This is a genomic window from Nonomuraea sp. NPDC003754 (assembly GCF_053605785.1).
In genome coordinates this window covers 63,551-88,244 of sequence record NZ_JBSGJX010000009.1, presented here as the reverse complement: position 1 = coordinate 88,244, position 24,694 = coordinate 63,551, and the positions used below count along the sequence as shown (strand labels likewise).

Below are 24,694 nucleotides of genomic sequence, written 5' to 3'. Positions count from 1 at the left end.
TCTTATGCGTATCAAGTCCGCTTTGGCGGCTGCGGCCATCGTGACCATGGCGGCCGCGTGCGGTGGCGGCGGCGGGGGTGGCGGCGGCGCCGCCGAGTCCGCCAAGCCCGGCGGCGAGCCCGTGAAGATCAACTTCCTCAGCCTGGCCTGGCAGAAGGAGTCGCTCGCGGCGAACAAGGAGCTCGTCGAGGAGTGGAACAAGGCCAACCCCGACATCCAGGTCACCTACGTGCAGGGCAGCTGGGACAACGTCAACGACCAGCTGGTCACCCAGTTCTCCGGCGGCACCGCCCCTGACGTCATCCACGACGACTCTCCCGCGCTGTCCGGCTTCGCCGCCGACGGCTACCTGCTGGACCTGAAGGACAAGCTGCCCGCCGAGCTGAAGAGCGACATCCCGCAGAAGGCGTGGGACACCGTGACCTTCAAGGACGGCAAGGGCACCGAAGGTGTGTACGGCGTGCCGTTCCTGCAGGAGTCGCAGGTCATCATCGCCAACAAGAAGCTGCTCGACGCGGCCAAGGTCCGCATCCCCACGCCCGACAACCCCTGGACGTGGGACGAGTTCGCCGAGGTCAGCAAGAAGCTGACCAAGGACGGCGGCTTCGGTGTGGCCTGGCCGATGAAGTCCCCGGTCAACAAGACGCTGAACCTGGCGCTCAACTACGGCGGCACCTTCTTCCAGACCGGCGCCGACGGCAAGACCACCGTCAAGGTCGGCCCGGAGGAGAAGGAGGTGCTGCAGCGCATCCACGACCAGCTCTGGAAGGACAAGTCGGCCGACCCCGCCGCGCTCGGCCAGGGCAGCGCCGACCCGCTGCCCGCCTTCTACGCCGGCAAGTTCGCGCTGCTGCCCGCCGGCGTCTACCTGCGCCAGCAGGTCGCCGAGCAGGCTCCCAAGGACTTCGAGTGGGTCACGCTGCCCCCGCTGAAGGGCACCACCTCCGAGCAGGGCGCGGTCTCCCAGACCTTGTCCGTCTCGGCCGACAGCAAGCACTCCGACCAGGCGCTGAAGTTCATCTCCTTCTTCCTGAACGGCACCAACCAGGCCAAGCTCGCCAAGGGTGACTGGCTGCTGCCCACCTCGCAGCAGGCCGCCGCCGACCCGTCGATGACCACCCAGGAGAACGGCTGGGACGTGGCCACCGCCTCGGCCAAGAACCTGGTCGTCGCGCCGTTCCTGAAGGTCAACGGCTTCGACGAGTGGAAGAGCAAGGTGGCCACCCCCACCCTGCAGCAGTACTACGCCAACAAGATCTCCCTCGACGAGGCGGCGGCCAAGCTGGTCGAGGAGGGCAACGAGGTGCTGGAGCGGTACTCCTCGTGACCTTGACGCAGGATCGCGCCCGGGGGTGCCTGCTCGGCCTGGCGGCCGGCGACGCCCTCGGCGCGCCCGCCGAGAACATGGAACCGGCCGAGATCGCCGCCAGGTGGGGCAGGCTCACCGAGATCGAGGGCGGCGGCACCGACGACACCGAGTACGCCATCTTCGCCGCGTCGCTGCTCGTACGGCACGGCCACGAGCTGACCAGCGCCGACGTCGCCGCCGCCTACCGCAGGGAGATCATTCCCTCGGTGCTCGGCCCGATGAGGGGCGCGGGCTTCTCCGAGCTCGGCACCGTCCAGGCGCTGCGGCGCGGTCTCGAACCGCCGCTGACCGGCAAGGTCCACGCGCACGGCTGGTCGGACGGCCTGGCGATGCGGGCGGCGCCGTACGGTGTCTTCTGCCCGGGTGATCCGGCGGAGGCGGCCCGGCTGGTCGAGCAGGACGGCCTGGTCAGCGCCGACGGGGAGGGCATCAACGGCGGCATGGCGGTCGCCGCGGCCGTGGCCGTCGCGATGACGGGGGCCACGGCGGAGGAGGCGGTCGAGGCCGGGCTGGCCGCGATCCCCGCCGACTCGTGGACCGCCCGTGCCGTCACCAGGGCCCGCCCGCTCAGGGACTCGCCCGAGCGGCTGCACGAGGCCGTGGTCATGAGGCACTACCCGTGGACCGACCTGGCGCCCGAGGCCGTGGCGCTGGCGTTCGCCGCCTACCTGCACGGTGACGGCGAGGTGGAGGAGTCGGTGACCTACGCGGTCAGCCTGGGCCGCGACGCCGACACCATCGGCGCCATCGCCGGCGCGCTGGCGGGCGCTGGGCGCGGCGAGGGCGGGGTGCCGGGCAGATGGGCCGAGCGCGTCGGCCCCGCCACCGGCAAGTGCCTGCCGGTCGTGGCGGGCAGGCACGTGCTCGACGTCGCGGACGAGCTGGCGAGAGGACCGGCCGAGGACGAGTGGGCGAGAGGACAGTAGAGACCACATGTCGGGGGACAGGATCACAGGCGCGTTCGTCGGCCTGGCCGTGGGCGACGCGGCGGGCTGGCCGGCGGCCCGGCATCGCGCCGCGCTGCACGCGCCGTGGAGCAGGCGGCTGCATCGCGAGCTCGACGCCTTCGCCGAGGAGCGCGGGGTCACCACGCTGCCGGTGCCGTTCGCGCTCAACCAGCCGACCGCGCCGCTGGCCGTCGGGCCGTCCGACGACGCCGAGTGGCTGGCGTGGACCGCGCTGACCATCGCGCAGGACCGGGCCGGGGCCTTCCTCGACCTGGCCGGGCGCGACGACCTGCGGGCCCGCGTCTCGGTGGCGAGCGCGCTGGACAACCTGCGGCGCGGCCTCGAGCCGCCCGCCAGCGGGCACGACAACCCGCACTTCTTCGATGACGCGGCCGCCGTGCGGGCCGTCGCGTTCGGGGTCACGGGGCGTGATCCCACGGCCGACGCGCACGTCACCAACGCCGGCGACGGCGTGCTCGGGGCCAGGGCGATGGCCGCGGCGGTGGCGGCCGCCGTCACCGGCGCACCGGCCGCCACGGCGGTCGAGGCGGCGCTGGCCGAACTGCCCGAAGACACCGCGATCGGCCACAACGCCAGGACGGCGCTGCGGGTGGCCCGCGAGGCGGGAGGCGCCTTCGCCGCGGTGCCCGCGCTCGACGCCGCGCTCGTCGACCACGTCTACAGCTACGCCGTCGCGGCCGCGGTGACCGTGCCGATAGCGCTGGCGTTGGCCGAGGTGGCGGGCGGGTCGCTCGCCGAGGCCGTGCCGGCCGCGGCGTGCCTGGCCGCGGTGGCCGACTCGGCGCCCGCGCTGACCGGGGCGCTCACCGGCGCCTGCGGCGGTCTTTCGGCGGTGCCGCAGGCATGGGCCGCCTCGGCGCGCAGGCTGGCCGGATGCTGCCTGCCCGAACTGGCGGGCAGGGATCTCGTTGATATCTCGGAGGGAATCGCATGACGCCGCTGGAGGACAAGGCCACTGGGTGCGTGGCGGGAGCGGCGGTCGGTGACGCCCTCGGCGGCGCCACCGAAGGCTGGACGCCCGAGCAGATCACCCAGCGTTACGGGGGAACGGTCGAGGGTGTCGTCCCGCCGTTCAACACCGACTGGCGCAACGCCCGGCCGATCGCGCCCTACCACAAGGGCGACGGCCACATCACCGACGACACCCTGATGACCCACGCGCTGATCCGCGTCTACGAGAAGACCGCCGGGCACCTCGACGCCTACGCGATGGCCGAGCACATGGTGCCGGAGATGATGGCCGAGAAGCGGTGGATCCCCGAGCTGGAGGCCGAGGCGCTGCCGCTGCAGCGGGTCTTCCTGGCCGAGAAGTGGATCGTGGCGCGGCTGCACTACGGTCACGTCGACCCGCGCGAGGCCGGCACCGGCAACATCGTCAACTGCGGCGCCGCGATGTACGTCGCGCCGGTCGGCGTGGTCAACGCCGGCGACCCCGACGCGGCCTACGCCGAGGCGATCGACCTGACCGGGGCGCACCAGTCCTCCTACGGGCGCGAGGCCGCCGGGGTCATGGCGGCGGCGGTCGCCGAGGCCATGCGGCCGGGCGCGACGGCCGACTCGGTGGTGGCCGTGGCGTCCCGGCTGGCCAAGGACGGCACCAGGGCCGCCATCGAGGCCGTGTGCTCGCGGGCGCGCGACTTCGGGCACTGGGAGGGTTCCTTCGAGGGGCTGCGCGCGGCCATGCGTCCCTACGACACGGTCGCCGACACCTACCGCGACCAGGGGCTCGGCGCCCGGCGGCCGTCCCGGGTGCACAGCATCGAGGAACTGCCCCTGGCGCTGGCGTTCCTGCTGATCGCCAAGGGTGACTACCGCGACACCGTGCTCGGCGGCGTCAACTACGGGCGCGACGCCGACTCCATCGCCTCCATGGGCGGGGCGCTGGCGGGGGCGCTCGGCGGGCTGTCCTGCGTGCCGTCCGCGTGGGTCGACCAGGTCGGTACGGCCAGCCGTACCGACCTGGTGGCACCCGGACTGGCGCTGGCCGGGGTGACGCGGCGGATCCACCGCGACGACCTGGAGCGGCGCCGCGCCCACGAGGCCGCCTTCGCCGAGCTGGCCGGCCAGTGATCAGGCTCACCTGGGTGCAGCCCGAGGACCTGGTGGGGCACGAGCTCCGCCAGGCCGCCGAGGACGGCCGCGACGTGGCCGACGTCGCGGCGCGCTGGCACGCGGCGGGCGGCCACGACGCGCCGCCCCGCGCGGGCGCCTCCTCGCCCGACGCGCTGGCGCTGCGCGGGCTGGCCGAGGAGCTGCTGGACGAGCTGGCCGCGCGGGAGTCGCCGCTGGACGAGCCCACCGACCTGGCCGAGATCGTCGCCCGGTGCCCCGGCTGGCCCGCCGCCCGCGCGGCGGCGGCGTCGCCCGTGCCCGGCAGGATGCTCGGGGCGTGGCTCGGCAGGGCCGCCGGGTGCGTGCTCGGCAAACCGGTGGAGAAGATCCCGCGCGAGGGTGTCAGGGCCATCGCCGAGGCGACGGGCAACTGGCCGATCCGCGGCTGGTTCACCGCCGCCGGGCTGCCCGCCGAGATCAACCGGCGCTGGCCGTGGAACCGGCGCAGCGCGGTCAACTCGCTGGCCGAGAACGTCGACGGCGTCCCCGAGGACGACGACCTCAACTATCCGCTGCTGGCCCTGGCGGTGCTGGAACGGCACGGCCGCGGCTTCACCACCGACGACGTGGCCACGCTGTGGCTGGACGAGCTGCCCGCCGGGCGGACGTTCACCGCCGAGCGCGTCGCCTACCGCAACCTGCTGGCGGGCATGGAACCGCCGACCACCGCGACCTACCGCAACCCGTTCCGGGAGTGGATCGGCGCGCTGATCAGGACCGACCTGTACGGCTGGGTCAACCCGGGCGACCCCGCCACGGCGGCCGAGTACGCCTGGCGCGACGCCAGGCTCACCCACACCGCCAACGGCGTCTACGGCGCGATGTTCGTGGCCGCCATGTGCGCCCAGTCGATGGTGGCCGGCTCGGTCGAGGAGGTCGTCGAGGCGGGCCTGTCCGTGGTCCCGCCCCGCTCCAGGCTGGCCGAGGCCGTACGGCAGGCCGTCGCGGACGCCACCCGCCTGGACGACTTCGAGCAGGTCGTCGACCGCCTGTACGAGCGGCACGGGCACCTGCACTGGGTGCACACGATCAACAACGCCGCCCTGGTCGCGGCCACGCTCGTGCACGCCGACGGCGACTTCACCGCCACGATCGCGGGGGCCGTGGCGGGCGGCTGGGACACCGACTCGGCCGGCGCCACGGCCGGCTCGATCGCCGGCGCGCTCAACGGGGGCGTGCCGGACCGGTGGCGGCTGCGCGACAGCCTGGCCAGCAGCCTGACCGGCTTCGACGGCATCGCCCTGAGCGAGCTGGCGCGGCGCACGGAGAGGATGATGGTGTCATGATCTCGGTTTTCGGCAGCGTGAACATGGACCTGGTCGCCTACGTGCCCACGGCGCCCAGGCTCGGAGAAACGGTCACCGGGCGCTCCTTCCGCACCATCCCCGGCGGGAAGGGCGCCAACCAGGCGATCGCCGCCTCCCGCGCGGGCGCGGACGTCGCCTTCCTCGGCGCGGTCGGCGACGACCCCTTCGGCGTGGTGCTGCGCTCCACGCTCGTCGAGTCGGGCGTCGATGTCAGCGTGCTCCGGCACGTGTCGGGGCCGAGCGGCATCGCGCACATCGTGGTGGAGGACTCCGGCGGCAACTCGATCATCGTGGTGCCCGGCGCCAACGGCACCGTGACCGGGCCGTCCGACGACGACCTGGAGCTCATCGCGGGCTCGACCGCGGTGCTGCTGCAGCTCGAGCTGCCGATGGCGGCCGTCGTCGCCGCGGCGAAGGCGGCGCGGGCCGCCGACGCGCCGGTGATCCTCACCCCCGCGCCCGCCCAGCCGCTGCCCGACGAGCTGCTGGCGGCGGTGACGCTGATCGTGCCGAACGAGCACGAGGCGGCGGCGATCACCGGGGTCGAGGACCCAGGCAAGGCGCTGGACGCGCTGCTCGACCGCGTGCCGGAGGCGGTGATCACCCTGGGCGCCGAGGGCGCGCTGTACGGCTCGCGCGACGGCGCGCGGCTGCGGGTCCCCGCCGAGCCGGTGAAGGCGGTCGACACCACGGCGGCCGGCGACACCTTCGTCGGCGCGCTGGCGGTGGCCAGGTCCGAGGGACGGGCGCCGGAGGAGGCGCTCCGCTTCGCCTCGGTGGCGGCCTCGCTCTCGGTCCAGCGTGAGGGTGCCAGCACCTCGATGCCGACCCGCGCGGAGATCGACGCCGCCCTGGGCTGACCTGGACGGACCTGGGCCGGCCTGGGCCGGTGGGTCCCGCGCGAACGCCGGGGCGCCGCGACGCGGTCGCCGAGGGCCTCGGCGACCGCGCGGCGCCCCCGGCGCTACTGGACGGCGCCTTCGGGCAGGTCGTCCTCGACGCCGTCGGACGCCTTGACCAGCACGCCCAGCGCCCGCGCCACCGTGGAGGTGTCCATGCTGGGCCGGTCGGCGCCGGTGACCTGGTGCGGCGCGTACGGCACGTGCACGAACCCGCCGCGCAGGCCGGGCCGCTCGGTCGCGATCAGGTGCGCGAGCTCGTAGGCCACCTGGTTGCACACGAACGTGCCCGCCGTGTAGGAGACGGCGGCCGGGATCCCCTCCGCCCTGACCGCCCGCACCATGGCCTTGACCGGCAGCCTGGACAGGTAGGCGTCGGGGCCGCCCGGCACCACCGGCACGCCGCTCGGCCGGGCGCCCGCGTTGTCGGGGATGCGTGCCTCGATGAGGTTGATCGCCACCTTCTCCATCGTGATCCCGGCCCGGCCGCCGGCCTGTCCCGTGCACAGGACCACGTCGGGGTCGTACCGTTCGATCGCCTCCCGCAGCGCCGCCGGCGCGTCGGCGAACACGCACGGCAGCTCGACCGCGGTCGCCCCTGGAACCAGCACGGCGGCGTCGTAGGAGGGGTTGGTCGTCTCCCCGCCGAACGGCTCGAACCCTGTCACCAGCACACGCGACATCTCATTCAGTCCTTCGATACGGCCCGTAGCGTCAAGGCAAGAGTCTCGACCATGAGGGCCGGCGCGTGGGCAGGAGCATGGTCGTGAAGACCCGTGTGATCACTTTCGCGGTACGTGCGACTGGGTAGATCGCTTGGTATGTACGAGATCGCCCAGCGTGTCCTCACGCTGCTGACCGAGCCGCCCGGCGAGGTCACGGTGACGATCGGCCTGCCGTACGAGGAGCCGACGGGGGAGTGGTCCTGCCCCTACCGGATCGACGGCCTCGGCGGCTGGGAGCGGGAGCGGAAGGTCACGGGCGCCGACTCGATGCAGGCGCTGGAGATCGTGCTGACCGTGGTGCGCAGCGCCCTCGAGGAGTCGGCGGAGGCGCGGGAGGGCCTGCTGGTGTGGGACGAGTTCAGCTGAGCAGGCGGCGCCAGCGCGGCAGCTCGGTCACCACGGTCGCGGCGGCCAGCACCGTCACGACCACCGCCACCGGGCGCGCCCATGCCGCCCACGCCGCGGTCACGGCGGCGACCAGCTGCAGGATCACCAGCAGGATCGTCACGATCCCCGGAACCGCGACGATCACCTGGCGCTTGTCGCCGGGGGTGGCGAAGACCGTCGGCAGCCCGATGAGCGCGATGACCGACAGTACGGCCAGCGTCACGGAGTGCGATGCCAGTGCCCATGGCGTCGCGATCCAGGCGACCAACTCGGTGGTGAATCGCAGCACGGAGCTGATTCCGGCTTTTTCAGGCATCCGGAAACCCTACTATGTGCCGTTATGTCTGACATAAGACTGGTGGAGCTCAGGACGCGCGCCCCGCAGCGCCCTCCCGGGCCCGATATTGCCCGGGTCGTCGACCTGACCAGTCCGTCGGGGCTGCGCCTGCGCCGCTACCATCCGGCCGACCGGCCGCGGCCGCTGATGGTGTACCTGCACGGCGGCGGCTGGGTCTTCGGCGACCTGGAAACCCACGACAGGACCTGCCGGAGGATCGCCCGCGAGTGCGACGTCGAGGTGCTGGCCGTCGACTACCGGCTCGCCCCCGAGCACCCCTGCCCCGCCGCGCTCGACGACGCGGTCGAGGTGCTGCGCTGGACCAGGCCGGTGGCGGTCGCCGGCGACAGCTCGGGCGGCTACCTGGCCACGATGGCGTGCATGCGGTTGCGCGACGAGGGCTGCGCGATGCCGGCGCTGCAGGTGCTGCTGTGCCCGAACACCGACCTCACGCTCTCCTCGCCGAGCATCGTCTCCAAGGGCTCCGGCTACGGGCTGGACGCCGACACTCTGGCCTGGTTCGTCGCCCAGTGGGTGCCCGACCCCGCGCAGCGCCCCGGCGCCAGCCCCCTGCTGTCCCCCAACCTGTACGGCCTGCCGACCACGCTGTTGGTGACCGCGGAGAACGACGCCCTGCGCGACGAGGGCGACGCCTACGCCGCCAAGCTCGCCGAGGCCGGCGTGAAGGTCGTGCACCGGCAGGAGCCCGGCCTGGCGCACGGGTTCATCCAGGACTCGGGCGACGCGGTCGGGCCCGCCTGCGAGCGGGTCTTCTCCGACATCAAGGCCCTGATCCCGCGCTGAGGCGGGGTGCCGGATAATCCCCGGCATGAGCCTCCCCCGCCTGATCGCCACCGACCTCGACGGCACGCTCCTCGACCCCGCCGGTGCCGTCACCCCCCGCACCCGCCGCGCCCTCGAGGCGGCCAGGACGGCGGGCGCGGAGGTGGTCTTCGTCACCGCGAGACCGCCGCGCTCCATCGCCCGCATCGCGGCGGAGACCGGCGTCGACGGCACGGCGATCTGCAGCAACGGCGCGATCGTCTACGACGTCGCCGCGGGCCGCGCCCTCACCACCCGGACGCTCGACCCTGCCGAGGCCCGCGCGGTCACGCGGTCCCTCGCCGAAGCGTTGCCGGGCCTCACCTTCGCGATCGAGACGGGCACCGGTGTGCTGTTCGAGCCCGGGTACGGCAAGCACGTCCCCCATGACGCCGCCTACCGCCGGGAGGTGGCGTCGGTGTGGGCCGACCCCGCGCCGGTCGTCAAGCTGCTGGCCTGGTCGCCGGCCCACCACGCGGACGAGATGTTCACCGCGGCGACCGCCGCCGTGGACGGCAGGGCAGAGCTCACCTATTCGGGCAGCGGCGGGCTGCTGGAGATCAGCGCGGCCGGGGTGACCAAGGCGGGCGCGCTGGCCGAGCTCTGCCGGGAGCGCGGCATCGACCCCGCCGGCGTGGTGGCCTTCGGCGACATGCCCAACGACCTGGCCGTACTCGCCTACGCGGGCACCGGCTACGCGATGGCCAACTCGCACCACACCGTGCTGGCCGCCGTCGAGCGCCACACGCTGTCGAACGCCGAGGACGGCGTGGCCGTGGTGCTGGAGCGCTACTTCAGCCCGTGAGCGCAGGGGCCTTCCGGCGGTGAGCGGCGTGGGCCTTCAGGCCGTGAACGGAGGGGCCTTCTGGCGGTGAACGGCGTGGCCCTTCTGGCCGTGAGCGCAGGGGCCTTCTGGCGGTGAACGGCGCGGGCCTTCAGGCCGTGAGCGCAGGGGCCTTCTGGCGGTGAACGGCGGGGGCCCGCAGGGCGCGGGACGAGGGCCGCGTGCCGTTCGGCGAGGGCCGCGTGCCGTACGGCGAGGGCGGGCCGGGCCGAGTACACCCGTCGGCGTAGTCGCGATGACGACGCGTGGCGGATGCCGTCGCCGGCCGTCGGCGTGACCCTTGCTCACATGGTCAGATTCCTCACCCCCTTCAAGATCCTCGCCCTGCTCAACGTCGCCGCCGTGCTCGCCCAGGCCGTCACGGCGGGGCAGCTGCTCAGCGGCGGCGGCAGCGCGCTCCACGGCATGGGCGCCGGTGCCGTGCATACCGTGGGGCTGCTCCTGCTGATCGTCGGCGTCCTGGTGTGGCGTCCAGGACGCGGCCCGGGCTGGCCGGCGCTGGCCGGCCTGGCGATCCTGCTGCTGGGCTTCGTCCAGTCGGCCACGGGAGGCTCGGGCGTGACGGCGCTGCACGTGCCGCTCGGCATGACGATCATGGGTCTCAGCGTGTGGCTGGCCGTCTGGGCGTTCACACCCGCGCGTTCGGCACGCAGTGCTTCGTCCTGAGACCGGTGACGTCGCGCGGGCCGTTCTCGCCGAGCTGTGACAGCCGCCCCGTGTCCTCCTCCGCCCCTCCCTCGTGGTGGCCGGTCTTTGGCTCCTTATCCCGAAGAAAGGTCGATAAAAGTCCATATGGGCTTTGACTCCTGCGGGACGATCAGCATGCTTGCCTCATGACGGACGTACGGGTGATCGTCGGGCCGGGGCTGGCTGCCGACTGGGCGTTGCTGGGGGAGGTGGCCGAGCGGGAGTTCTCGGCGCTCGGAGTGAGCGGGGCGCTGCGGCACGCCCGTGACGCCGGTGAGGCGCGTGCCCTCCTTGCGGGTACGGCGGGCGGCCCCGTCGTGGCGATCCCCGGGCCCTCGCCGGAACTGCGCGAACTCATGGGGACGGCGGACGGCGTCGTCTGGTGCGACTTCAGCCGGGTGCGCCAGCTCGAGGGAACCGCGCACATCCAGGGCAGGGGGATCGACGGGCTGGTGTGGGCCATCAGGCACGCCGTCCACCGGCACCGGCACCGGCCGCGGCGCTTCACCTACGGCACGCACCCCGAGCAGTGGGGCGACCTGTACCTGCCCGCCAGGGCCACCGCCGACCTGCCCCTGCCGGTCGTGGCCCTCGTGCACGGCGGCTACTGGCGCTCGGTGTGGGCGGCCGACCTGATGGACGCGCTCTGCGCCGACCTGGCGGCGCGCGGGCTCGCGGCGTGGAACCTGGAATACCGCCGCCCCGACCTGCACGGCTGGGAGGCCACGACCGCCGACGTCGCCGCCGGGCTCGACGCCCTGCCCACCGTGGCGGCCGCGCTGACCGGCACGCGGCTCGACCTGGACAGGGTCGCGGTCGTCGGCCACTCGGCAGGCGCCCAGCTCGCCCTGCGGGCGGCGGCCGACAACGCCAAGGTGGCGCTGGCGGTGTCGCTCGCGGGCGTGCTCGACCTGGTGGAAGGCGACCGGCGGCACCTCAGCTCCGGCGCGGTGGCGGCGGCGCTGGGCGGGCACGCACGTTTCGACAGCGGCTCGCCGCAGGCGACGTACGCGGCGTCGAGCCCGCTGCTGCGGCTGCCGCTCGGGGTGCCGCAGCTCATCGTCCAGGGGTCGGGCGACGACCTCGACCTGATCGACTTCAGCCGCAGGTACGCCAGGGCGGCCGAGGCGGTCGGGGACGAGGTGACCTACATGGAGATGTCGGGCGACCACTTCGCGGTGATCTCGCCGCGCGCCCCCATCTGGCGCACCACCGCCCTCGCCATCGCCGAACGCCTGGCCAAGGCCACGCCGCCGAAGCCCGCCTGACCGGCCCGCCCGCTTCCCGCCCTCTCCCGGAGGTGCTCGCCTCTCCAGGAGAGGCGCTCGCCTTACCCGGAGGGGTGCCCGCCCTCTGGGAGGGGTGCCCGCCCTCCGGGAGGGGTGCCCCTCCTCCGGGAGGGGTGCCCGCCCTCCCGGAGGAGCGCACGCGGGGCCGGGCCCGGCTTCGGGGTTCCGCCGAGGGAAAGGCGTGCCGGCCGGAGTGCGTGGTGCCGTGTCGTGGAACCGGTCCTGGTGTTTCGCGCCGCCGCGCCGTACCAAGGAGGGGAGGGAAGGGAGCGACCGTGGAGGTCTCGATCGTCGGAGCCGGCCTGGTGGGCTGCTTGCTGGCTTGTTTTCTCGCCAGGAGAGGCCACGAGGTGACGCTGTACGAGCGTCGCCCCGACCCCAGGCTGACGGGCGCCGAGCGCGGCAGGTCGATCAACCTGGCGATCTCCGAGCGCGGCATCGACGCGCTGCGCAGGCTCGGCCTGGCGGAGGAGGCGCTGGCGGAGGCCATCCCGATGCCGGGCCGGATGATGCACGCCGTCGACGGCTCCCTCACCTTCCAGCCCTACAGCTCCGACCAGCGGCACGCGATCAACTCCATCAGCCGGGGCGCGCTCAACGGCAAGCTGCTCGACGCGGCGGAGGCGCACAAGGGCGTGCGGGTCAGGTTCGGGCACCGGCTGACCGGCATCGGGGACGGCACGCTGGAGTTCGAGGGCGGCATCGTCGAGAAGGGCCAGCAGGTCGTCATCGGCGCCGACGGCGCCTACAGCGCGGTCAGGGCCAGGCTTCAGCAGCTGCCGGGCACCGACTTCAGCCAGCAGTACCTCGACTACGGCTACAAGGAGCTGACGATTCCCCCCAAACTGGGGGAGTTCGCCTTCGACCCGGGGGCGTTGCACATCTGGCCGCGCGGCCGGTCGATGATGATCGCCCTGCCGAACCCCGACAAGTCCTTCACATGCACGCTGTTCTGGCCGCACGAGGCGCTGGCGGCGCTCGACACGCCGGAGAAGGTACGCGCCTTCTTCGGCAAGGAGTATCCCGACGCCGCCGAGGTGATGCCGCACCTGGCCTCCGACTACGCCCGCAACCCGGTCGGGCACCTGGTCACGATGCGCTGCGACCCCTGGCACGGGACTGTCAACGGCACCCTGGTCGGGCTGATCGGCGACGCGGCCCACGCCATCGTCCCCTTCTACGGCCAGGGCGCCAACTGCGGCTTCCAGGACTGCGTCGAGCTCGACCGGTGCCTCGACGAGACGGGCGACGACTTCGCCAGGGCGCTGGAGCTGTTCCAGCGCCGCAAGGCCGACACCGACGTCATCGCCCGCCTCGCGCTGGACAACTTCGTCGAGATGCGCGACAAGGTCGGCTCCCGGGTCTTCCTCGCCCAGAAGCGCGTCGAGCACGCCCTGGAGCGGGCGCTGCCGGGCCGCTACGTGTCCCGCTACGAGCTGGTCTCCTTCTCGACCACCCCGTACGCCGAGGTGGAGCGGCGCGTGGCCCGCCAGCGCCGGTGGGCCGCGGCCGGGGCGGCCGGGCTGCTGATCGCCGGGGCCGTCGCGTGGAGAAGGTCCCGCTAGGCCGGGACCGGTCAGGCCTGCTTGCCCATCGCCTTCCTGATGGCGTCGACCGTCCTGTCCTTGACCGCCGCCAGCGGACCCATCAGCAGGTTCTCGGTGGCCGTCTCGACGCCGGGGTGCGGGTGCGTGGGCGCCAGCGCCTCGGCCGCCTTCACTCCCACGGCCATCGTCCTGCGCTCGGCCTCGCTGGTCTCGGCGCGCAGCTGGGGGAACTCCTCGCGTTCCTCGGCCGCGGCGTGTTCCAGCACCGACGCGCGCAGCGTGGCGAGGTTGGCCGTGAACTGCGGGTCGTCGACGCCCGCCTTCTCCATCTCGGCGAGCATGTCCTTGGCCGCGTTCTCCTCGGCCAGCCGCTCGTCCACGACCGCCTCCCCGCCCGGGAGCTTGCGCCGGGCGTAGGGGTGGACGATCTGCTCCTCGGCCGTCTCGTGGACGGCGAGCAGCCGTACCAGTCGCTGGAACGGCTCGCCGCGGGCGTCGGGCGGCGCGCCCTCCACCTCCGCGAACAGCTCCTTGATCAGGTCGTGCTGGTGGAGCAACAGGTCGACGACGTCGTTCTCGTTCATCCGCTCGGGTACCGTCTGATCCGCCATGGGAGCCTCCTTCCTGGTCACCCCTGCGCCTACCCTCAGGGGAGCGGGAACACCTCCGTCGGCTGGTGGGCGTGGATGTCCTAGTCGACGCGGGAGAGGACGAGCGGATCCTCCTCACCGGAGACGGCGGTGAGCGTCTCCTCGTCATCGGACAGGGTGAGGGTCCCGCTGCTCTTGCTGAAGCCGCAGTCCAGGAAGAACTTGTAGCCGTCGTCGGCGGGTTTGACGGTGCCCTCGCAGGCGCCACCGTCCGCGCTGGTGGTGATCGCGCCGTCCTCGGTGATCTCGACCGTCACCTGAGAGTCGTCGGTTTCCCCCTCCCATGCGCCCTCCAGCGCGCCCAGCCCGCTTCCGCAGGCGGTGAGCAGGAGTGCGGCGCAGAGCAGGCCGGCCATCGCGCTCAGTTTGGAGAACATGTATCTGACTCCTTCGTTCGAAGATTGCTGATGTCTTGCGCCCGGTGACGAGATCGGGGCTGGTGACCGGAATCCGCGCGGGTAGTGGTGGCGGCCGGCCGTATCGGCGACCGGCCCGTCAGGGGCCGGCCGGCGGGGTGGTCTTGGGGTGCACCACGATGGGCGCGCTGGACTTGACGACGCCCGAGCCCTTGATGGCATGGCCGTCGTGCGCCTTCCAGATGTCGAGCTGGTAGGTGCCCGGCGGGACGTCGGTCCACTTGTGGTACTGCCAGGCGTTGCAGGCGAACTGCACGGCCTCGCGGCTGGGCCGGACGGCCACCCAGTAGACGGTCGTCCCCTGGGGACAGCTCTCGTACGACCAGAACTCGACATCCCCTTCGGCCGTCTGCGTCCACCACGGAGAGAAGATCCGGAACGCCATCCGGTCGATCCGGACCGGGAACCCATACCCCTTGACCACCTGCGGCGCCCCGGACACCGGCACGGCCGCCGGGCCCGTCCCACGGGGTGAAGAGGTGCCGGCCGGAGCCGCGGGCCCGTTCCCGCCGGCGTCCCCCGGGGAGAACGCCGGCGGGTACACCAGGAGCAGCGCGGAGATCACGACGGCGACGGGGATCACGGAGAGGGGTGTCTTCCACCACGGACGGGCGGTGCCGGGCGGGCGGGTGACCGAGGCCCGGACGGCCGGGTCCGGGGGAGCGGCAGTGCCTTGTGGCGCTCCGAGGCCGTCCAGGACAGGACCGCGCGAGAGGCGGACGTCGGCGGTCGACAGGCCGGGGTTGTCGTGGAGGAGCCGGGACAGCAGGGCGGCGGCCGTGGGACGGGCGGCGGGGTCCTTGGCGAGGCAGTCGCGAAGGAGGGGGAGCAGCCCGGAGGGGACGCCGGTCAGGTCGGGTTCGGTGGTCAGGACGGCGTGCATGAGCGCCGGCACGGTGTCACCGGAGAACGCCTGCCGTCCCGTGCTCGCGAAGATCATGGTGCGGGCCCAGCTGAACAGGTCGGTGGCCGGGGTCGGCTCGCGCGGCTCGAACTGCTCGGGGGACATGTACGCCGGAGTGCCCATGGCGTTGCGGGTGAGCAGGTGGCCGGTGGCGCTGGCGATCCCGAAGTCGATCACGACGGGGCCCTCGGGGCCCATGATGACGTTGGACGGCTTGAGGTCGCGATGGACGACCCCGGCGCGGTGGATGGCCACGAGAGCCGCCAGGGTCGCGACGGCCAGGCGGTCGAGGCCGCTGCCGGTGCGCGGGCCGTCCGTCCTGACCAGCGAGTGCAGGGAGGGGCCGGGGACGTACTCGCTGACGAGGTAGGGCCGGCCGCCGTCCACCCCGGTGTGCAGCACCCTGGCCGTGCAGAACGGCGCCACCCGGCGCGCGGCGGCGGCTTCGCGTTCGAAGCGCCGCAGCGCGTCGGGGTCCCCGGCCATCGAGTCGAGCAGCACCTTGATGGCCACCCGCCCGCCGTCCGCTCCCACGCCCAGGTGGACGACGGCCTGGCCGCCCGAGCCGAGCGTGCCGGCCACCACGTACTCGCCGTACTTCTCCGTCACTGTCCTTGTCCTTACGTGGCCGCGCGGCGGGGGGTGGGGGGCTGGGCTCGGCCTCAGCAGTAGATCGCGCTGTTCGCGTTCCCGGCGAACTGCCTGCGGCTCGAGTCGGTGAACACCACGCGCCCCCAGGCCCGGATGCACTGGCTGCCGGCGATGAGGGTGGCGCCGTCGGTCCGGACGAAGCCCCGCTTCACGTGGCTCTCGGCGTTGGCCCGGTAGTGGTAGCCGCCGGTGTCGAGGTGGTCCTGGTAGTCACGGCACTCGGCGACGGAGCGCCCGCACACCCAGATCGAGACCGACATGAACTTGGCGTAGTCCTCGGCCGCGAGGCTGGTGTTGGTGAAGGCGCACACGCGGCTGCCGTTGCGGTGGACGTGCAGGAAGGCGCCCTTCATCCGCGCGCCCCCGTTCGTGGCGGTGATCTCGGTGCGGCCGATGCGCTCACCGGCGCAGGGCAGACCCTGCGTGGCGGCCTGGGTCGTGCCCTGGGTCGTGGCCTGGGTCGTGGCCTGGGCGGCGGGGGCGTGGACGACAGACCCGGTCAGAGCGAGCCCGGAGGTCAGAGCCACCGTCGCGGCAAGGCGTGCAGAAGCAGACATCGTGGACATGAGGGTCCTTCCTGAGGGGGAGCGGATGAGATGATGGCGATCATGGATGGTGATCGTCCCGGACCGATGCTGCCCTAGGCGGTAGGCCTTCGACACCCCCTGCAAGCTGCGGAAACAAAGCAGCAACAACCGCAACAACTGCACAGCGACAGCGGAGGAGAGCATGGCGCGAGGTGGACGCAAGGATCACCCGATCGATCGGGAAGAGGGTCCGGTCGCGGAGTTCGTCGACGATCTGCGGCGGTTACGTGGCACGCTGACTTTGGAGGAGCTGGGGCGCCGGATGCGGTACCACCCCAGCACGCTCTCGCGGCGGCTCACGCCGAAGGAGTTGCCCCCGCAGGAGTTCGTGGACGCCTACGTGCGGGCCTGCGGGCACGACCCGCAGCCGTGGCTCGAACGCCGGCGGGAACTCGGCGAACAGCCCGCCGAGACCCAGCCGGACGACCCCGCCGAGACCCAGCCGGACAACCCCGCCGGGCCTCGGCCGGACGACTCCGCCGTGGCGCCGCCGGACGCGCCCGCCGTGGCGTCGCCGCCGCCGGTCGCCCCCTGGTGGAGGCGGCCCCGTTACCTGGCTCCCGCCGCTGCCGTGATCGCCGCTCTGTTGCTCGGCTACTCGCTGTTGACGCCGTCGGAGAGCGGAACCGGCCCGGCGGCCGCGCTGCTGGCCGTGCCGGTGTCCGGGGCGCCGCAGGTGGTCAAGGGGTACGGGTTCCCGACCCGGATCGACCGGATGGCGTTCCGGATCTTCTCTCCGTGGTGGACGCAGACCGCCGACGGGGATGTCGAGTTCTGGTCGTACGAGAGCTGCCCCCAGGGGACCACCGTCTACTGGGTGGCCGTCCGGCCCAGCCGCGAGGCCGTGCAGTTCGCCTGCAACGCCTGGCAGTACCACAAGTGGACCGACGTCCCGCCGGGCACCTACCAGCTCGAGACCTGGAAGCTGCACGACGGCCAGGCGATCAAGGGCTCGGGCGTCGTCAGGTCCAGCGTGCCCATCGTGGTGCACCCCAAGGAGACGCCGAGCCCCACCCCCAGCACGACGTGACGGGACCGGCCGCCGCCGTCCGGCGATGGCCGCCGACCCCCCTCGGATGTGACCGGGCCTACGGCATCAGCCCCAGCCGCCGGGCGGCCACCACCGTCTCGTGCCGGTTGTGCGTGCCGAGCTTGCGCATCGCCCCGCGCAGGTAGCTCTTGACGGTCTCCGGCAGCAACCCCAGGCGCCTGGCGATCTCGGCGTTGCCGCAGCCGAGCCCGACCCAGGCCAGCACGTCGAGCTCGCGCGGCGACAGCCGTACCGGGGGCGCGGGGTCGCGCCGGACCTCACCGGACAGCCGCGCGCAGACCGTCAGCAGCCGCTCGCGCAGCTCGGGCGCGTCGACCTCCTGCGCGATGGCACGCAGTTCGGCGTTGGCCTCGCGCAGATCCTCCTGTCCGGGTGCGCGGCCCGGCGTCGCGCCCGCGCGTTCGGCCAGCGCGAGCCGCCGGGACACCTCGTCGCGGACGGCCAGCTCGGTGGCCAGCTCGCCGCTCACCCGCATGGCGGCCAGCAGCACCCGGTCGCCGAAGGCCAGCGGCTCCCTGATCGCGCCGTAGATCACCGCCCGCACCACGGAGTCGACGACGACCGGCACGGCCAGCACCGAGCGCAGCGACTCGGCGAGCACGGGGCGGTCGTACTCGTGGGTGATGTCGGTGGCCGTGGCGTAGTCGCCCACCGCCGCGGGCCGCGCCAGCGCGAGCACCTTGCCGCCGAGGCCTGCCCCCGCGGTCACGGCGATCCCGTGCAGCGCGTTCGTGCGGGTGCCGCGCAGCTGCGACATCCTGATGTGGCGCCGCTCGCCGACCATCCCGCCGAAGGCCACCTGCACGCCCGCCGTGCGCTGCAGCCTGCTGAGCGCCTGCTGGAGCGCGTCCACCTGCTCGAGCATGCCCTGATCCAACCACTGGCGGCCGGGCGGCACCACCCCTGTTCGGGGGTGGTACGGCGCGCGGCCCGGTCGCAGACTGTGAGCATGCAGTCCTACTCCAGCATCGCCGCGCACGCGCCGCTGCTCGGCGAGACGATCGGGCAGAACCTCGAGCGCACGGTCAGCCGCTTCGGCGGCAGGGAGGCCCTCGTGGAGGTGCCCACGGGCCGGCGGTGGACCTACGCCGAACTCAACGCCGAGGTGGACGGCCTGGCCAGGTCCCTGCTCGCCCGGGGGATCGGCAAGGGCGACCGGGTCGGCATCTGGGCGCCCAACTGCGCCGAATGGGTCTTCGTCCAGTACGCCACGGCGAAGATCGGCGCCATCCTCGTCAACGTCAACCCCGCCTACCGCGGCCACGAGCTGGAGTACGTGGTCCGGCAGTCGGGCATGCGGCTGCTGATCAGCGCCGTGTCGCACAAGGGCAGCGACTACCGGAAGATGATCGAGGAGATCGGTTTCGCCGACGTCGTCTATCTCGGCGAGGACAGCTGGGAGCGGCTGCTGGCCGCGCGGGTGCCCGCCGAGCGGCTGGCGGCGATCGAGCTGTCGCCCGACGAGCCCATCAACATCCAGTACACCTCCGGCACGACGGGCTTCCCCAAGGGCGCGACGCTGTCGCACCACAACATCCTCAACAACGGCTACTTCGTCGGCGAGCTGATCCACTACACCGAGCGCGACAGGGTCTGCCTTCCGGTGCCCTTCTACCACTGCTTCGGCATGGTGATGGGCAACCTCGGCGCCGTCTCCCACGGCGCGTGCGTGGTCATCCCCGCCGCCGGCTTCGACCCCGAGGCCACGCTGCGCGCGGTCGAGCAGGAGCGCTGCACCAGCCTGTACGGCGTGCCGACGATGTTCATCGCCGAGCTGGCCCTGGCCGGCGGGTTCGACCTGTCCAGCCTGCGTACCGGGATCATGGCGGGCTCGCCCTGCCCGGTCGAGGTGATGAAGCGGGTCGTCATCGAGATGCACATGACCGAGGTCGCCATCTGCTACGGCATGACCGAGACCTCCCCGGTCTCCACCATGACCAGGACCGACGACACCCTGGAGCGCCGCACCGAGACGGTCGGCCGGGTGATGCCGCACGTCGAGGTCAAGATCGTGCACCCGGAGACCGGGCTGACGGTGCCGAGGGGCGAGCCGGGCGAGCTGTGCACCCGCGGCTACTCGGTGATGCTCGGCTACTGGGACGAGCCCGGCAAGACGGCCGAGGCCATCGACGCCGCCCGGTGGATGCACACCGGCGACCTGGCGGTCATGGACGCCGACGGCTACGTCAGCGTGGTCGGCCGCATCAAGGACATGGTGATCAGGGGCGGGGAGAACGTCTACCCGCGCGAGATCGAGGAGTACCTCCACCGCCACCCCGACATCGCCGACGTCCAGGTCATCGGCGTCCCCGACGAGAAGTACGGCGAGGAGCTGATGGCCTGGGTCGTCATGCGCGAGGGCGCGCCGCCGCTGACGGCCGAGGCGGTCAGGGAGTTCTGCGCGGGGGAGATCGCCCACTACAAGATCCCGCGCTACGTCCACGTGGTCGAGGGCTTCCCGATGACGGTCACCGGCAAGATCAGGAAGGTGGAGATGCGCGAGCGCGCGATCGACGTGCTCGGTCTGCGGTGAACGGAACCCGGCGCCCTGGGGAGGGTGTGGTCACCATCACGTTGCCTTATTAGAAAACTGTCCAAAAAATGAGGGCATGGCCCACCTTCCCCGTCTGGCGGTGACGCGCACCGCCAAGCTCGCCACGCTTCCCCTCGGCTACGCCGGCCGTACCGCGCTGGGGCTCGGCAAGCGCGCGTTCGGCAGACCCGCCGAGCTGATCGCGGCCGAGGTGCAGGCGCGCACCGCCGAGCAGATCTTCACGGTGCTGGGCGAGCTCAAGGGCGGCGCCATGAAGCTGGGCCAGCTGCTGTCGGTGCTGGAGTCGGCGCTGCCGCCCGCGATCGTCGAGCCGTACCGGGGGGCGCTGACCCGGCTGCAGGACTCGGCGCCGGCCATGCCCTCCGCCACGGTGCACCGGGTGCTGGCGCAGGACTTCGGGGACGGCTGGCGCGAGCACTTCGCCGCCTTCGACGACACCCCCGCCGCCTCGGCCTCCATCGGACAGGTGCACCGGGCGGTGTGGGCCGACGGCAGGCCGGTCGCGGTCAAGGTGCAGTACCCGGGCGCGGCCAGGGCGCTGCGCACCGATCTGCGCCAGGTCGGCAGGGTCGCCAAGCTGTTCGGTGTGCTGCTGCCCGGCCTCGATGTGAAGGCGTTTGTCCAGGAGCTGCAGGAGCGGGTCGAGGAGGAGCTCGACTACGGCCTGGAGGCCGAGGCGTGGCACGCCTTCGCCGAGGCGTACGAGGGTGACCCCGACTTCGCGATCCCGCCTGTCGTGGCCGCCTCCGAGCACGTGATCGTCACCGAGTGGCTGGACGGCGTGCCGCTGTCCAGGGTGATCGAGGAGGGCACCCAGGAGGAGCGCGACAGGGCCGCGCTGCAGCTGGTGCGCTTCTCCTTCTCCGCGCCCACCCGCTGCGGCCTGCTGCACGGCGACCCGCATCCGGGCAACTTCAAGATCACCCAGGACGGGCGGCTGGGCGTGCTCGACTTCGGCGCCGTCAAGCGGCTGCCCGGCGGGCACCCGGCCGCGATCGGGCCGCTGCTGCGCCACGGAGCCGCCGGCGACATCGAGGGCGTGGCCGAGGTGTTCCGGCGGGAAGGCGTGATCCGTGAGGGCGTGGAGGTCGACCTGGCCGCCCTTGCCTCGTTCGTCGGGCCGTACGCCGAGCCGATCGCCGTGCCGGAGTTCGCCTTCACCCGCGACTGGATGCGCGAGCGCGGCCTGTACATGTTCAGCGACGGGTCGAGCATCTTCCGCATGCTCAACGTGCCGCCCGACTACGTCGTGAGCTTCCGCGTGCTCACGGCGGGCTACGGCATCCTGTCGCAGCTGGCGGCGAAGGCGCCCTTCCGGGCCGAGGCCGAGCGCTGGATTCCCGGGTTCGCCGACCAGGATTAACTGACATTTCGGGCAGGCCGTAGCATGTCGTGGTGCTCGAAGTGCTCGGCCTGCTCGCGGTCGGTGTCGTGGCCGGAGTGGTCAGCACCGTGGTCAGCCTGGCCTCGATCGTCTCCTACCCGGCGCTGCTGGCCTTCGGACTGCAACCGCTGGCCGCCAACGTCACCAACACCGTCGCCCTGGTCTTCACCGCCGTCGGGGCGGCGGCGGGCTCCCGGCCCGAGCTCCACGGGCAGGGCTCCCTCGTGCTGCGGCTGGGCTGGATCACCGCGCTGGGCGGCGCCACCGGCGCGGCGCTGTTGCTGCTCACGCCCTCGCGGACGTTCGAGATGATCGCGCCCTTCCTCATCGCGCTCGCCTCCGTGCTGCTGGTCCGCCCGCCGGGGACGCGGCCGGACGGCGACCACGGCCTGCTCACCCGGGTCGCGCTGTTCGCGGTCGCCGGATACATCGGCTACTTCGGGGCGGCGGGCGGGATCCTCATGTTCGCCGTGCTCACCGCCATCATGGATCAGGCGCCCGCCAGGGTGAACGCGGTCAAGAACGTCGTCTCGGGGCTGGCCAACTGCGTGGCCGCCGTCGGGTTCGCGCTGTTCGGCCCGGTGGAGTGGTGGGCGGTGGCGCCGCTGGCCGCCGGGTTCCTCGTCGGCGGCTGGCTCGGCCCCGCCATCGCCCGCCGCCTGCCCGGCAGGTCGCTGCGCTACCTGGCGGCGGCCTGCGGGCTGGCGGTGGCCGTCAAGCTGGGGATCGACGCGTTCGCCTAGCGTGCGGGCTGCAACGTGTCGAGCACCCTGAGGGCCTGGTGGTCGGCGCCGCGCCGGTTCGGGTGCAGGGGGATGGCCGGTCCGAGCGGGTCGGTCGACAGCGGCAGGTAGCCCTCGACCCACTTGACGCCGGGACGCCGGCACACGTCGTGCCCGACGCTGGTGCTGTAGGTGTCGACGAACTCGATCCCCTTGGCCGCCGCCACCCTCGCCAGCATGGCGTTCAGCTCCTCCAGCTTGTCGCCCAGCCATTCGAGGTCGTCGTCGGCGGCCTGGACGTAGGGGTAGCAGCCGCCCTCCTGCGGCAGCCCCGCCAGGTAGTCGACGAGCAGGATCCGGGCGCGTGGCGATCGCTGCCTGATCCCGTCGACGACCGCCGCCACCTTGGGCTCGGCCGCGACGATGGCCCGCGACATGCGGTCGACGCCGCCCCGCACCCACGCCGGCTTGCACGGCCGGCCGAACGGAGCGGGCAGCAGGTTGAGGCACCCGGCCGCCGCCGTGGCCAGCTTGGCGTCGTTGCCGCCGATGCCCAGCGTCACCAGGTCAGTCGTCGTAGTCAGCCGGTCGAACTGCGGCGGGTTCACCCCGTCGAACAGGTGCCTGACGTGGTTGACGTCCTGCTCGGCCGTCATGTGGCGGGTCGTCGCGCCGCCGCAGGTCGCGTCGCGGAAGACCGGGACCCCCAGCGCCGCGGCGACCTGCTTGGGATAGTTGTAGGTGCTCTGCGCGCAGCCGCGGGGCGCGTGCGCACCCGTGACGTGCAGGACGGAGACGTCGGCGCTCCACGAGTCGCCGAGCGCGACGTACTCCTGGTAGGCCTGGACGGGCGCGGTCAGCAGCCCGGCGAAGAGGATCAAGGAAGCCAGCACGCCGACATTGTGGAGAGCGTCACGCGGCGTGCGCAGCCGATTTCACCAAGTCATGGGAGCCGGTACGGCATGCGCATGCCGTACCGGCTCCGCGGGGTCACGGCTTGCGGTGCTTCAGCAGCTCGTGCACCTTCTCGATCTTGGCGATGGACGCCGGCGCGACCGCGGCCGACTTGGCGGCGGCCGTGGGCGTGGCGCCGGTCGGCGAGGTGGCCGGCTTGCCGGGCGTGAACAGCCAGGTGTCGAACAGCGCGTCCAGCTGCTTGCCCGAGATCCGCTCGGCCAGCGCGATGAACTCGGCGGTCTCGGCATTGCCGTGCGCCTTGGCGCGCGCCCACGTCCTGATGATCGACCAGAAGGCCGCGTCGCCGACCTCGGTGCGCAGCGCCTGCAACGTCATGCCGCCGCGGTAGTAGGTGGCGTTGTGGAACAGGTCGGCCGCGCCCGGGTCGCCCGGCTTGACCTGCCAGAACGGGTCACCGGCCGGGTACTGGTCGTAGAAGAAGTCGGCGACCTCGGCGGCCGTGCCCTCACCCAGCTTCTCCGACCAGATCCACTCGGCGTAGGTGGCGAAGCCCTCGTTGAGCCAGATGTGCTTCCAGTCCTTCACCGCGACGCTGTCGCCGAACCACTGGTGGGCGTTCTCGTGCACGACCACGTAGGTGTCGGGGCCGCCGGAGAAGAAGCGCGGGTCGTAGACCGGCTGCGTCTGCGTCTCCAGCGCGAAGCCCGGCAGCGCGCTGGTGACCGAGCCGCCCATCGAGTGGAACGGGTAGCGGCCGAACCGGTCCGCCAGCCAGTCGACGATCTCCGGCGTCCGCTCCACCGACTCCTTGGCCGCCGCCTCGTAGCGGCCCAGGTTCTTGCTGTAGGCGGTGGTGACGGGCAGCCCGCCCGACGAGCGTCCCTGTCGCACGTCGAGCTGCCCGACGAACAGCGTGGCCAGGTAGGTGGCCATCGGCTTGTCCATCCGCCAGGTGGAGGTCGTCCGATCGCCTCGCGTGCGTTCCCCGACCTTGACACCGTTGCTGATGGCCTGCGTGCCCTTGGGCACGGTGATCGTGATGTCGTAGGTGGCCTTGTCGAGCGGGTGGTCGTTGCTCGGGAACCACCACCAGGCCACCTGCGGCTGGCCCAGCGCGAGCGCGCCGTCGGCGGTGGCGATCCACGGCGTGAAGCCGCCCGTCTCGTCGGGCACCGGCACCTTCGACGGGGTGTCGGCGTAGGTCACCTCGACGATGAACGGCGTGCCCCTGACCAGCGTGCGCGGCGGCGTGATCTCCAGCTCGTGCAGGCCGGACCTGGCGAACGTGGCGGTCCTGCCGTTGACCTTGACGCTGTCGACCTTGAGCAGGAAGTCGAGGTTGAAGCGGGTCAGGTGCTGGGTCGCCGTGGCCACGATCGTGGTCTTCCCGCGCAGCAGGTCGGTGCCGGGCTGGTAGTCCAGGGTCAGGCTGTAGTGCCTGGCGTCGTAGCCGCCGTTGCCGTGTTCGGGAAAGTAGGAGTCTCCGATGCCCGGTGCGCCCGGGCCCTTGTCGGTGGCGGCCGCCGGTGTGGCGAGGAAGAGCCCCGCGGCCGCGCTCATGGCG

General features: G+C 72.6%; 25 protein-coding genes. 16 read left to right on the top strand and 9 right to left on the bottom strand.

Annotated features, from left to right (window positions below; all coding sequences use genetic code 11):
- The first annotated feature begins 4 nt into the window (after positions 1-4).
- From ACWEVS_RS14125 to rbsK, 6 genes are read left to right on the top strand one after another with little or no spacing between them, the layout of a single operon-like run.
- Complete coding sequence (locus ACWEVS_RS14125) at positions 5-1,327, top strand: ABC transporter substrate-binding protein (protein WP_354912397.1); 1,323 nt, start codon at positions 5-7, stop codon at positions 1,325-1,327.
- The gene (locus ACWEVS_RS14120; RefSeq protein WP_452416661.1) at positions 1,324-2,295 is read left to right on the top strand and encodes an ADP-ribosylglycohydrolase family protein; all 972 of its coding nucleotides are present in this window, start codon (positions 1,324-1,326) and stop codon (positions 2,293-2,295) included. The genes ACWEVS_RS14125 and ACWEVS_RS14120 overlap by 4 nt, the downstream gene beginning before the upstream one ends.
- A 7-nt stretch (positions 2,296-2,302) precedes the next feature.
- Entirely contained in the window at positions 2,303-3,271 is a 969-nt protein-coding gene (locus ACWEVS_RS14115; protein ID WP_449926121.1) for an ADP-ribosylglycohydrolase family protein, read from the top strand.
- Positions 3,268-4,407: an ADP-ribosylglycohydrolase family protein gene (locus ACWEVS_RS14110; protein WP_354912391.1), complete on the top strand. Its 1,140-nt coding sequence runs from the start codon at positions 3,268-3,270 to the stop codon at positions 4,405-4,407. The genes ACWEVS_RS14115 and ACWEVS_RS14110 overlap by 4 nt, the downstream gene beginning before the upstream one ends.
- On the top strand, positions 4,404-5,735 hold the full coding sequence (locus ACWEVS_RS14105) for an ADP-ribosylglycohydrolase family protein (RefSeq protein WP_452551754.1): 1,332 nt from the start codon (positions 4,404-4,406) through the stop codon (positions 5,733-5,735). The genes ACWEVS_RS14110 and ACWEVS_RS14105 overlap by 4 nt, the downstream gene beginning before the upstream one ends.
- Positions 5,732-6,616, top strand: a complete 885-nt coding sequence (gene rbsK / locus ACWEVS_RS14100) for a ribokinase (protein ID WP_452551752.1) — start codon at positions 5,732-5,734, stop codon at positions 6,614-6,616. Before ACWEVS_RS14105 ends, rbsK begins: the two co-directional genes overlap by 4 nt.
- 104 nt (positions 6,617-6,720) lie before the next feature.
- On the opposite strand, the gene pcp is transcribed toward rbsK, so the two are convergent.
- Positions 6,721-7,338: a pyroglutamyl-peptidase I gene (gene pcp / locus ACWEVS_RS14095; RefSeq protein WP_452551750.1), complete on the bottom strand. Its 618-nt coding sequence runs from the start codon at positions 7,336-7,338 to the stop codon at positions 6,721-6,723.
- A gap of 138 nt (positions 7,339-7,476) precedes the next feature.
- Between pcp and ACWEVS_RS14090 the strand changes: the two genes are divergently transcribed.
- On the top strand, positions 7,477-7,746 hold the full coding sequence (locus tag ACWEVS_RS14090) for a DUF6968 family protein (protein ID WP_449926132.1): 270 nt from the start codon (positions 7,477-7,479) through the stop codon (positions 7,744-7,746).
- On the opposite strand, the gene ACWEVS_RS14085 is transcribed toward ACWEVS_RS14090, so the two are convergent.
- Entirely contained in the window at positions 7,739-8,083 is a 345-nt protein-coding gene (locus ACWEVS_RS14085) for a hypothetical protein (protein WP_449926135.1), read from the bottom strand. The two genes, ACWEVS_RS14090 and ACWEVS_RS14085, sit on opposite strands and share 8 nt — an antisense overlap.
- A gap of 24 nt (positions 8,084-8,107) precedes the next feature.
- Here ACWEVS_RS14085 and ACWEVS_RS14080 point away from each other — a divergent pair, with 24 nt between their 5' ends.
- The 5 genes from ACWEVS_RS14080 to ACWEVS_RS14060 all read left to right on the top strand — a co-directional run bounded on the left by ACWEVS_RS14080 (position 8,108) and on the right by ACWEVS_RS14060 (position 13,311).
- Entirely contained in the window at positions 8,108-8,908 is an 801-nt protein-coding gene (locus ACWEVS_RS14080) for an alpha/beta hydrolase (RefSeq protein WP_354912378.1), read from the top strand.
- Positions 8,909-8,933: 25 nt separating this feature from the next.
- Positions 8,934-9,731: an HAD family hydrolase gene (locus ACWEVS_RS14075; protein WP_449926139.1), complete on the top strand. Its 798-nt coding sequence runs from the start codon at positions 8,934-8,936 to the stop codon at positions 9,729-9,731.
- A gap of 327 nt (positions 9,732-10,058) precedes the next feature.
- The gene (locus ACWEVS_RS14070) at positions 10,059-10,436 is read left to right on the top strand and encodes a hypothetical protein (RefSeq protein WP_354912372.1); all 378 of its coding nucleotides are present in this window, start codon (positions 10,059-10,061) and stop codon (positions 10,434-10,436) included.
- A gap of 167 nt (positions 10,437-10,603) precedes the next feature.
- Positions 10,604-11,725, top strand: a complete 1,122-nt coding sequence (locus ACWEVS_RS14065; protein WP_452416652.1) for an alpha/beta hydrolase — start codon at positions 10,604-10,606, stop codon at positions 11,723-11,725.
- A 296-nt stretch (positions 11,726-12,021) separates the two neighbouring features.
- Positions 12,022-13,311, top strand: coding sequence for an FAD-dependent oxidoreductase (locus tag ACWEVS_RS14060; RefSeq protein WP_449926145.1), 1,290 nt, complete (start codon positions 12,022-12,024; stop codon positions 13,309-13,311).
- A gap of 11 nt (positions 13,312-13,322) precedes the next feature.
- Here ACWEVS_RS14060 and ACWEVS_RS14055 read toward each other — a convergent pair whose 3' ends face one another.
- The 4 genes from ACWEVS_RS14055 to ACWEVS_RS14040 all read right to left on the bottom strand — a co-directional run bounded on the left by ACWEVS_RS14055 (position 13,323) and on the right by ACWEVS_RS14040 (position 16,471).
- A complete protein-coding gene (locus tag ACWEVS_RS14055; protein ID WP_354912363.1) occupies positions 13,323-13,904 on the bottom strand; it encodes a hemerythrin domain-containing protein in 582 nt (193 codons plus the stop codon).
- Positions 13,905-13,984: 80 nt separating this feature from the next.
- A complete protein-coding gene (locus tag ACWEVS_RS14050) occupies positions 13,985-14,320 on the bottom strand; it encodes a hypothetical protein (protein ID WP_452416651.1) in 336 nt (111 codons plus the stop codon).
- A 118-nt stretch (positions 14,321-14,438) separates the two neighbouring features.
- A complete protein-coding gene (locus tag ACWEVS_RS14045) occupies positions 14,439-15,872 on the bottom strand; it encodes a serine/threonine protein kinase (protein WP_452551748.1) in 1,434 nt (477 codons plus the stop codon).
- Positions 15,873-15,925: 53 nt separating this feature from the next.
- The gene (locus ACWEVS_RS14040; RefSeq protein WP_452551747.1) at positions 15,926-16,471 is read right to left on the bottom strand and encodes a hypothetical protein; all 546 of its coding nucleotides are present in this window, start codon (positions 16,469-16,471) and stop codon (positions 15,926-15,928) included.
- A gap of 172 nt (positions 16,472-16,643) precedes the next feature.
- Here ACWEVS_RS14040 and ACWEVS_RS14035 point away from each other — a divergent pair, with 172 nt between their 5' ends.
- The gene (locus tag ACWEVS_RS14035) at positions 16,644-17,531 is read left to right on the top strand and encodes a helix-turn-helix domain-containing protein (protein WP_452551745.1); all 888 of its coding nucleotides are present in this window, start codon (positions 16,644-16,646) and stop codon (positions 17,529-17,531) included.
- A gap of 58 nt (positions 17,532-17,589) precedes the next feature.
- Here the strand turns inward: ACWEVS_RS14035 and ACWEVS_RS14030 are convergent, their stop codons facing one another.
- Positions 17,590-18,417 carry a response regulator transcription factor gene (locus tag ACWEVS_RS14030; RefSeq protein WP_452551743.1) on the bottom strand — a complete coding sequence of 276 codons (828 nt, stop codon included), beginning with the start codon at positions 18,415-18,417 and terminating at the stop codon, positions 17,590-17,592.
- An 84-nt stretch (positions 18,418-18,501) separates the two neighbouring features.
- Here ACWEVS_RS14030 and ACWEVS_RS14025 point away from each other — a divergent pair, with 84 nt between their 5' ends.
- The 3 genes from ACWEVS_RS14025 (at position 18,502) to ACWEVS_RS14015 (ending at position 22,233) form a co-directional block, all read left to right on the top strand.
- Positions 18,502-20,085 (top strand): AMP-binding protein, encoded by a 1,584-nt coding sequence (locus ACWEVS_RS14025; RefSeq protein ID WP_449926164.1) that lies wholly within the window; start codon positions 18,502-18,504, stop codon positions 20,083-20,085.
- 76 nt (positions 20,086-20,161) lie between these two features.
- A complete protein-coding gene (locus ACWEVS_RS14020; protein WP_452416644.1) occupies positions 20,162-21,469 on the top strand; it encodes an ABC1 kinase family protein in 1,308 nt (435 codons plus the stop codon).
- A 32-nt stretch (positions 21,470-21,501) separates the two neighbouring features.
- Positions 21,502-22,233 (top strand): sulfite exporter TauE/SafE family protein, encoded by a 732-nt coding sequence (locus tag ACWEVS_RS14015; protein WP_354912340.1) that lies wholly within the window; start codon positions 21,502-21,504, stop codon positions 22,231-22,233.
- Here the strand turns inward: ACWEVS_RS14015 and ACWEVS_RS14010 are convergent.
- Positions 22,230-23,105 (bottom strand): SGNH/GDSL hydrolase family protein, encoded by an 876-nt coding sequence (locus ACWEVS_RS14010; protein ID WP_452551741.1) that lies wholly within the window; start codon positions 23,103-23,105, stop codon positions 22,230-22,232. The two genes, ACWEVS_RS14015 and ACWEVS_RS14010, sit on opposite strands and share 4 nt — an antisense overlap.
- Before the next feature lie 97 nt (positions 23,106-23,202).
- Positions 23,203-24,690 (bottom strand): M1 family metallopeptidase, encoded by a 1,488-nt coding sequence (locus tag ACWEVS_RS14005; RefSeq protein WP_452416642.1) that lies wholly within the window; start codon positions 24,688-24,690, stop codon positions 23,203-23,205.
- Between the last annotated feature and the right edge of the window lie 4 nt (positions 24,691-24,694).

What these genes read in the sequence shown, in the direction of transcription:
- ACWEVS_RS14090 (WP_449926132.1), top strand. Translation starts at nt 7,477, where the DNA reads ATGTACGAGATCGCCCAGCGTGTCCTCACGCTGCTGACCGAGCCGCCC.
- ACWEVS_RS14035 (WP_452551745.1), top strand. Translation starts at nt 16,644, where the DNA reads ATGGCGCGAGGTGGACGCAAGGATCACCCGATCGATCGGGAAGAGGGT.
- ACWEVS_RS14115 (WP_449926121.1), top strand. Translation starts at nt 2,303, where the DNA reads ATGTCGGGGGACAGGATCACAGGCGCGTTCGTCGGCCTGGCCGTGGGC.
- ACWEVS_RS14040 (WP_452551747.1), bottom strand. Translation starts at nt 16,471, where the DNA reads ATGTCTGCTTCTGCACGCCTTGCCGCGACGGTGGCTCTGACCTCCGGG.
- ACWEVS_RS14080 (WP_354912378.1), top strand. Translation starts at nt 8,108, where the DNA reads ATGTCTGACATAAGACTGGTGGAGCTCAGGACGCGCGCCCCGCAGCGC.
- ACWEVS_RS14050 (WP_452416651.1), bottom strand. Translation starts at nt 14,320, where the DNA reads ATGTTCTCCAAACTGAGCGCGATGGCCGGCCTGCTCTGCGCCGCACTC.
- ACWEVS_RS14005 (WP_452416642.1), bottom strand. Translation starts at nt 24,690, where the DNA reads ATGAGCGCGGCCGCGGGGCTCTTCCTCGCCACACCGGCGGCCGCCACC.
- ACWEVS_RS14075 (WP_449926139.1), top strand. Translation starts at nt 8,934, where the DNA reads ATGAGCCTCCCCCGCCTGATCGCCACCGACCTCGACGGCACGCTCCTC.
- ACWEVS_RS14020 (WP_452416644.1), top strand. Translation starts at nt 20,162, where the DNA reads ATGGCCCACCTTCCCCGTCTGGCGGTGACGCGCACCGCCAAGCTCGCC.
- ACWEVS_RS14125 (WP_354912397.1), top strand. Translation starts at nt 5, where the DNA reads ATGCGTATCAAGTCCGCTTTGGCGGCTGCGGCCATCGTGACCATGGCG.
- ACWEVS_RS14030 (WP_452551743.1), bottom strand. Translation starts at nt 18,417, where the DNA reads ATGCTCGAGCAGGTGGACGCGCTCCAGCAGGCGCTCAGCAGGCTGCAG.
- ACWEVS_RS14025 (WP_449926164.1), top strand. Translation starts at nt 18,502, where the DNA reads ATGCAGTCCTACTCCAGCATCGCCGCGCACGCGCCGCTGCTCGGCGAG.
- ACWEVS_RS14065 (WP_452416652.1), top strand. Translation starts at nt 10,604, where the DNA reads ATGACGGACGTACGGGTGATCGTCGGGCCGGGGCTGGCTGCCGACTGG.
- rbsK (WP_452551752.1), top strand. Translation starts at nt 5,732, where the DNA reads ATGATCTCGGTTTTCGGCAGCGTGAACATGGACCTGGTCGCCTACGTG.
- ACWEVS_RS14055 (WP_354912363.1), bottom strand. Translation starts at nt 13,904, where the DNA reads ATGGCGGATCAGACGGTACCCGAGCGGATGAACGAGAACGACGTCGTC.
- ACWEVS_RS14070 (WP_354912372.1), top strand. Translation starts at nt 10,059, where the DNA reads ATGGTCAGATTCCTCACCCCCTTCAAGATCCTCGCCCTGCTCAACGTC.
- ACWEVS_RS14110 (WP_354912391.1), top strand. Translation starts at nt 3,268, where the DNA reads ATGACGCCGCTGGAGGACAAGGCCACTGGGTGCGTGGCGGGAGCGGCG.
- pcp (WP_452551750.1), bottom strand. Translation starts at nt 7,338, where the DNA reads ATGTCGCGTGTGCTGGTGACAGGGTTCGAGCCGTTCGGCGGGGAGACG.
- ACWEVS_RS14085 (WP_449926135.1), bottom strand. Translation starts at nt 8,083, where the DNA reads ATGCCTGAAAAAGCCGGAATCAGCTCCGTGCTGCGATTCACCACCGAG.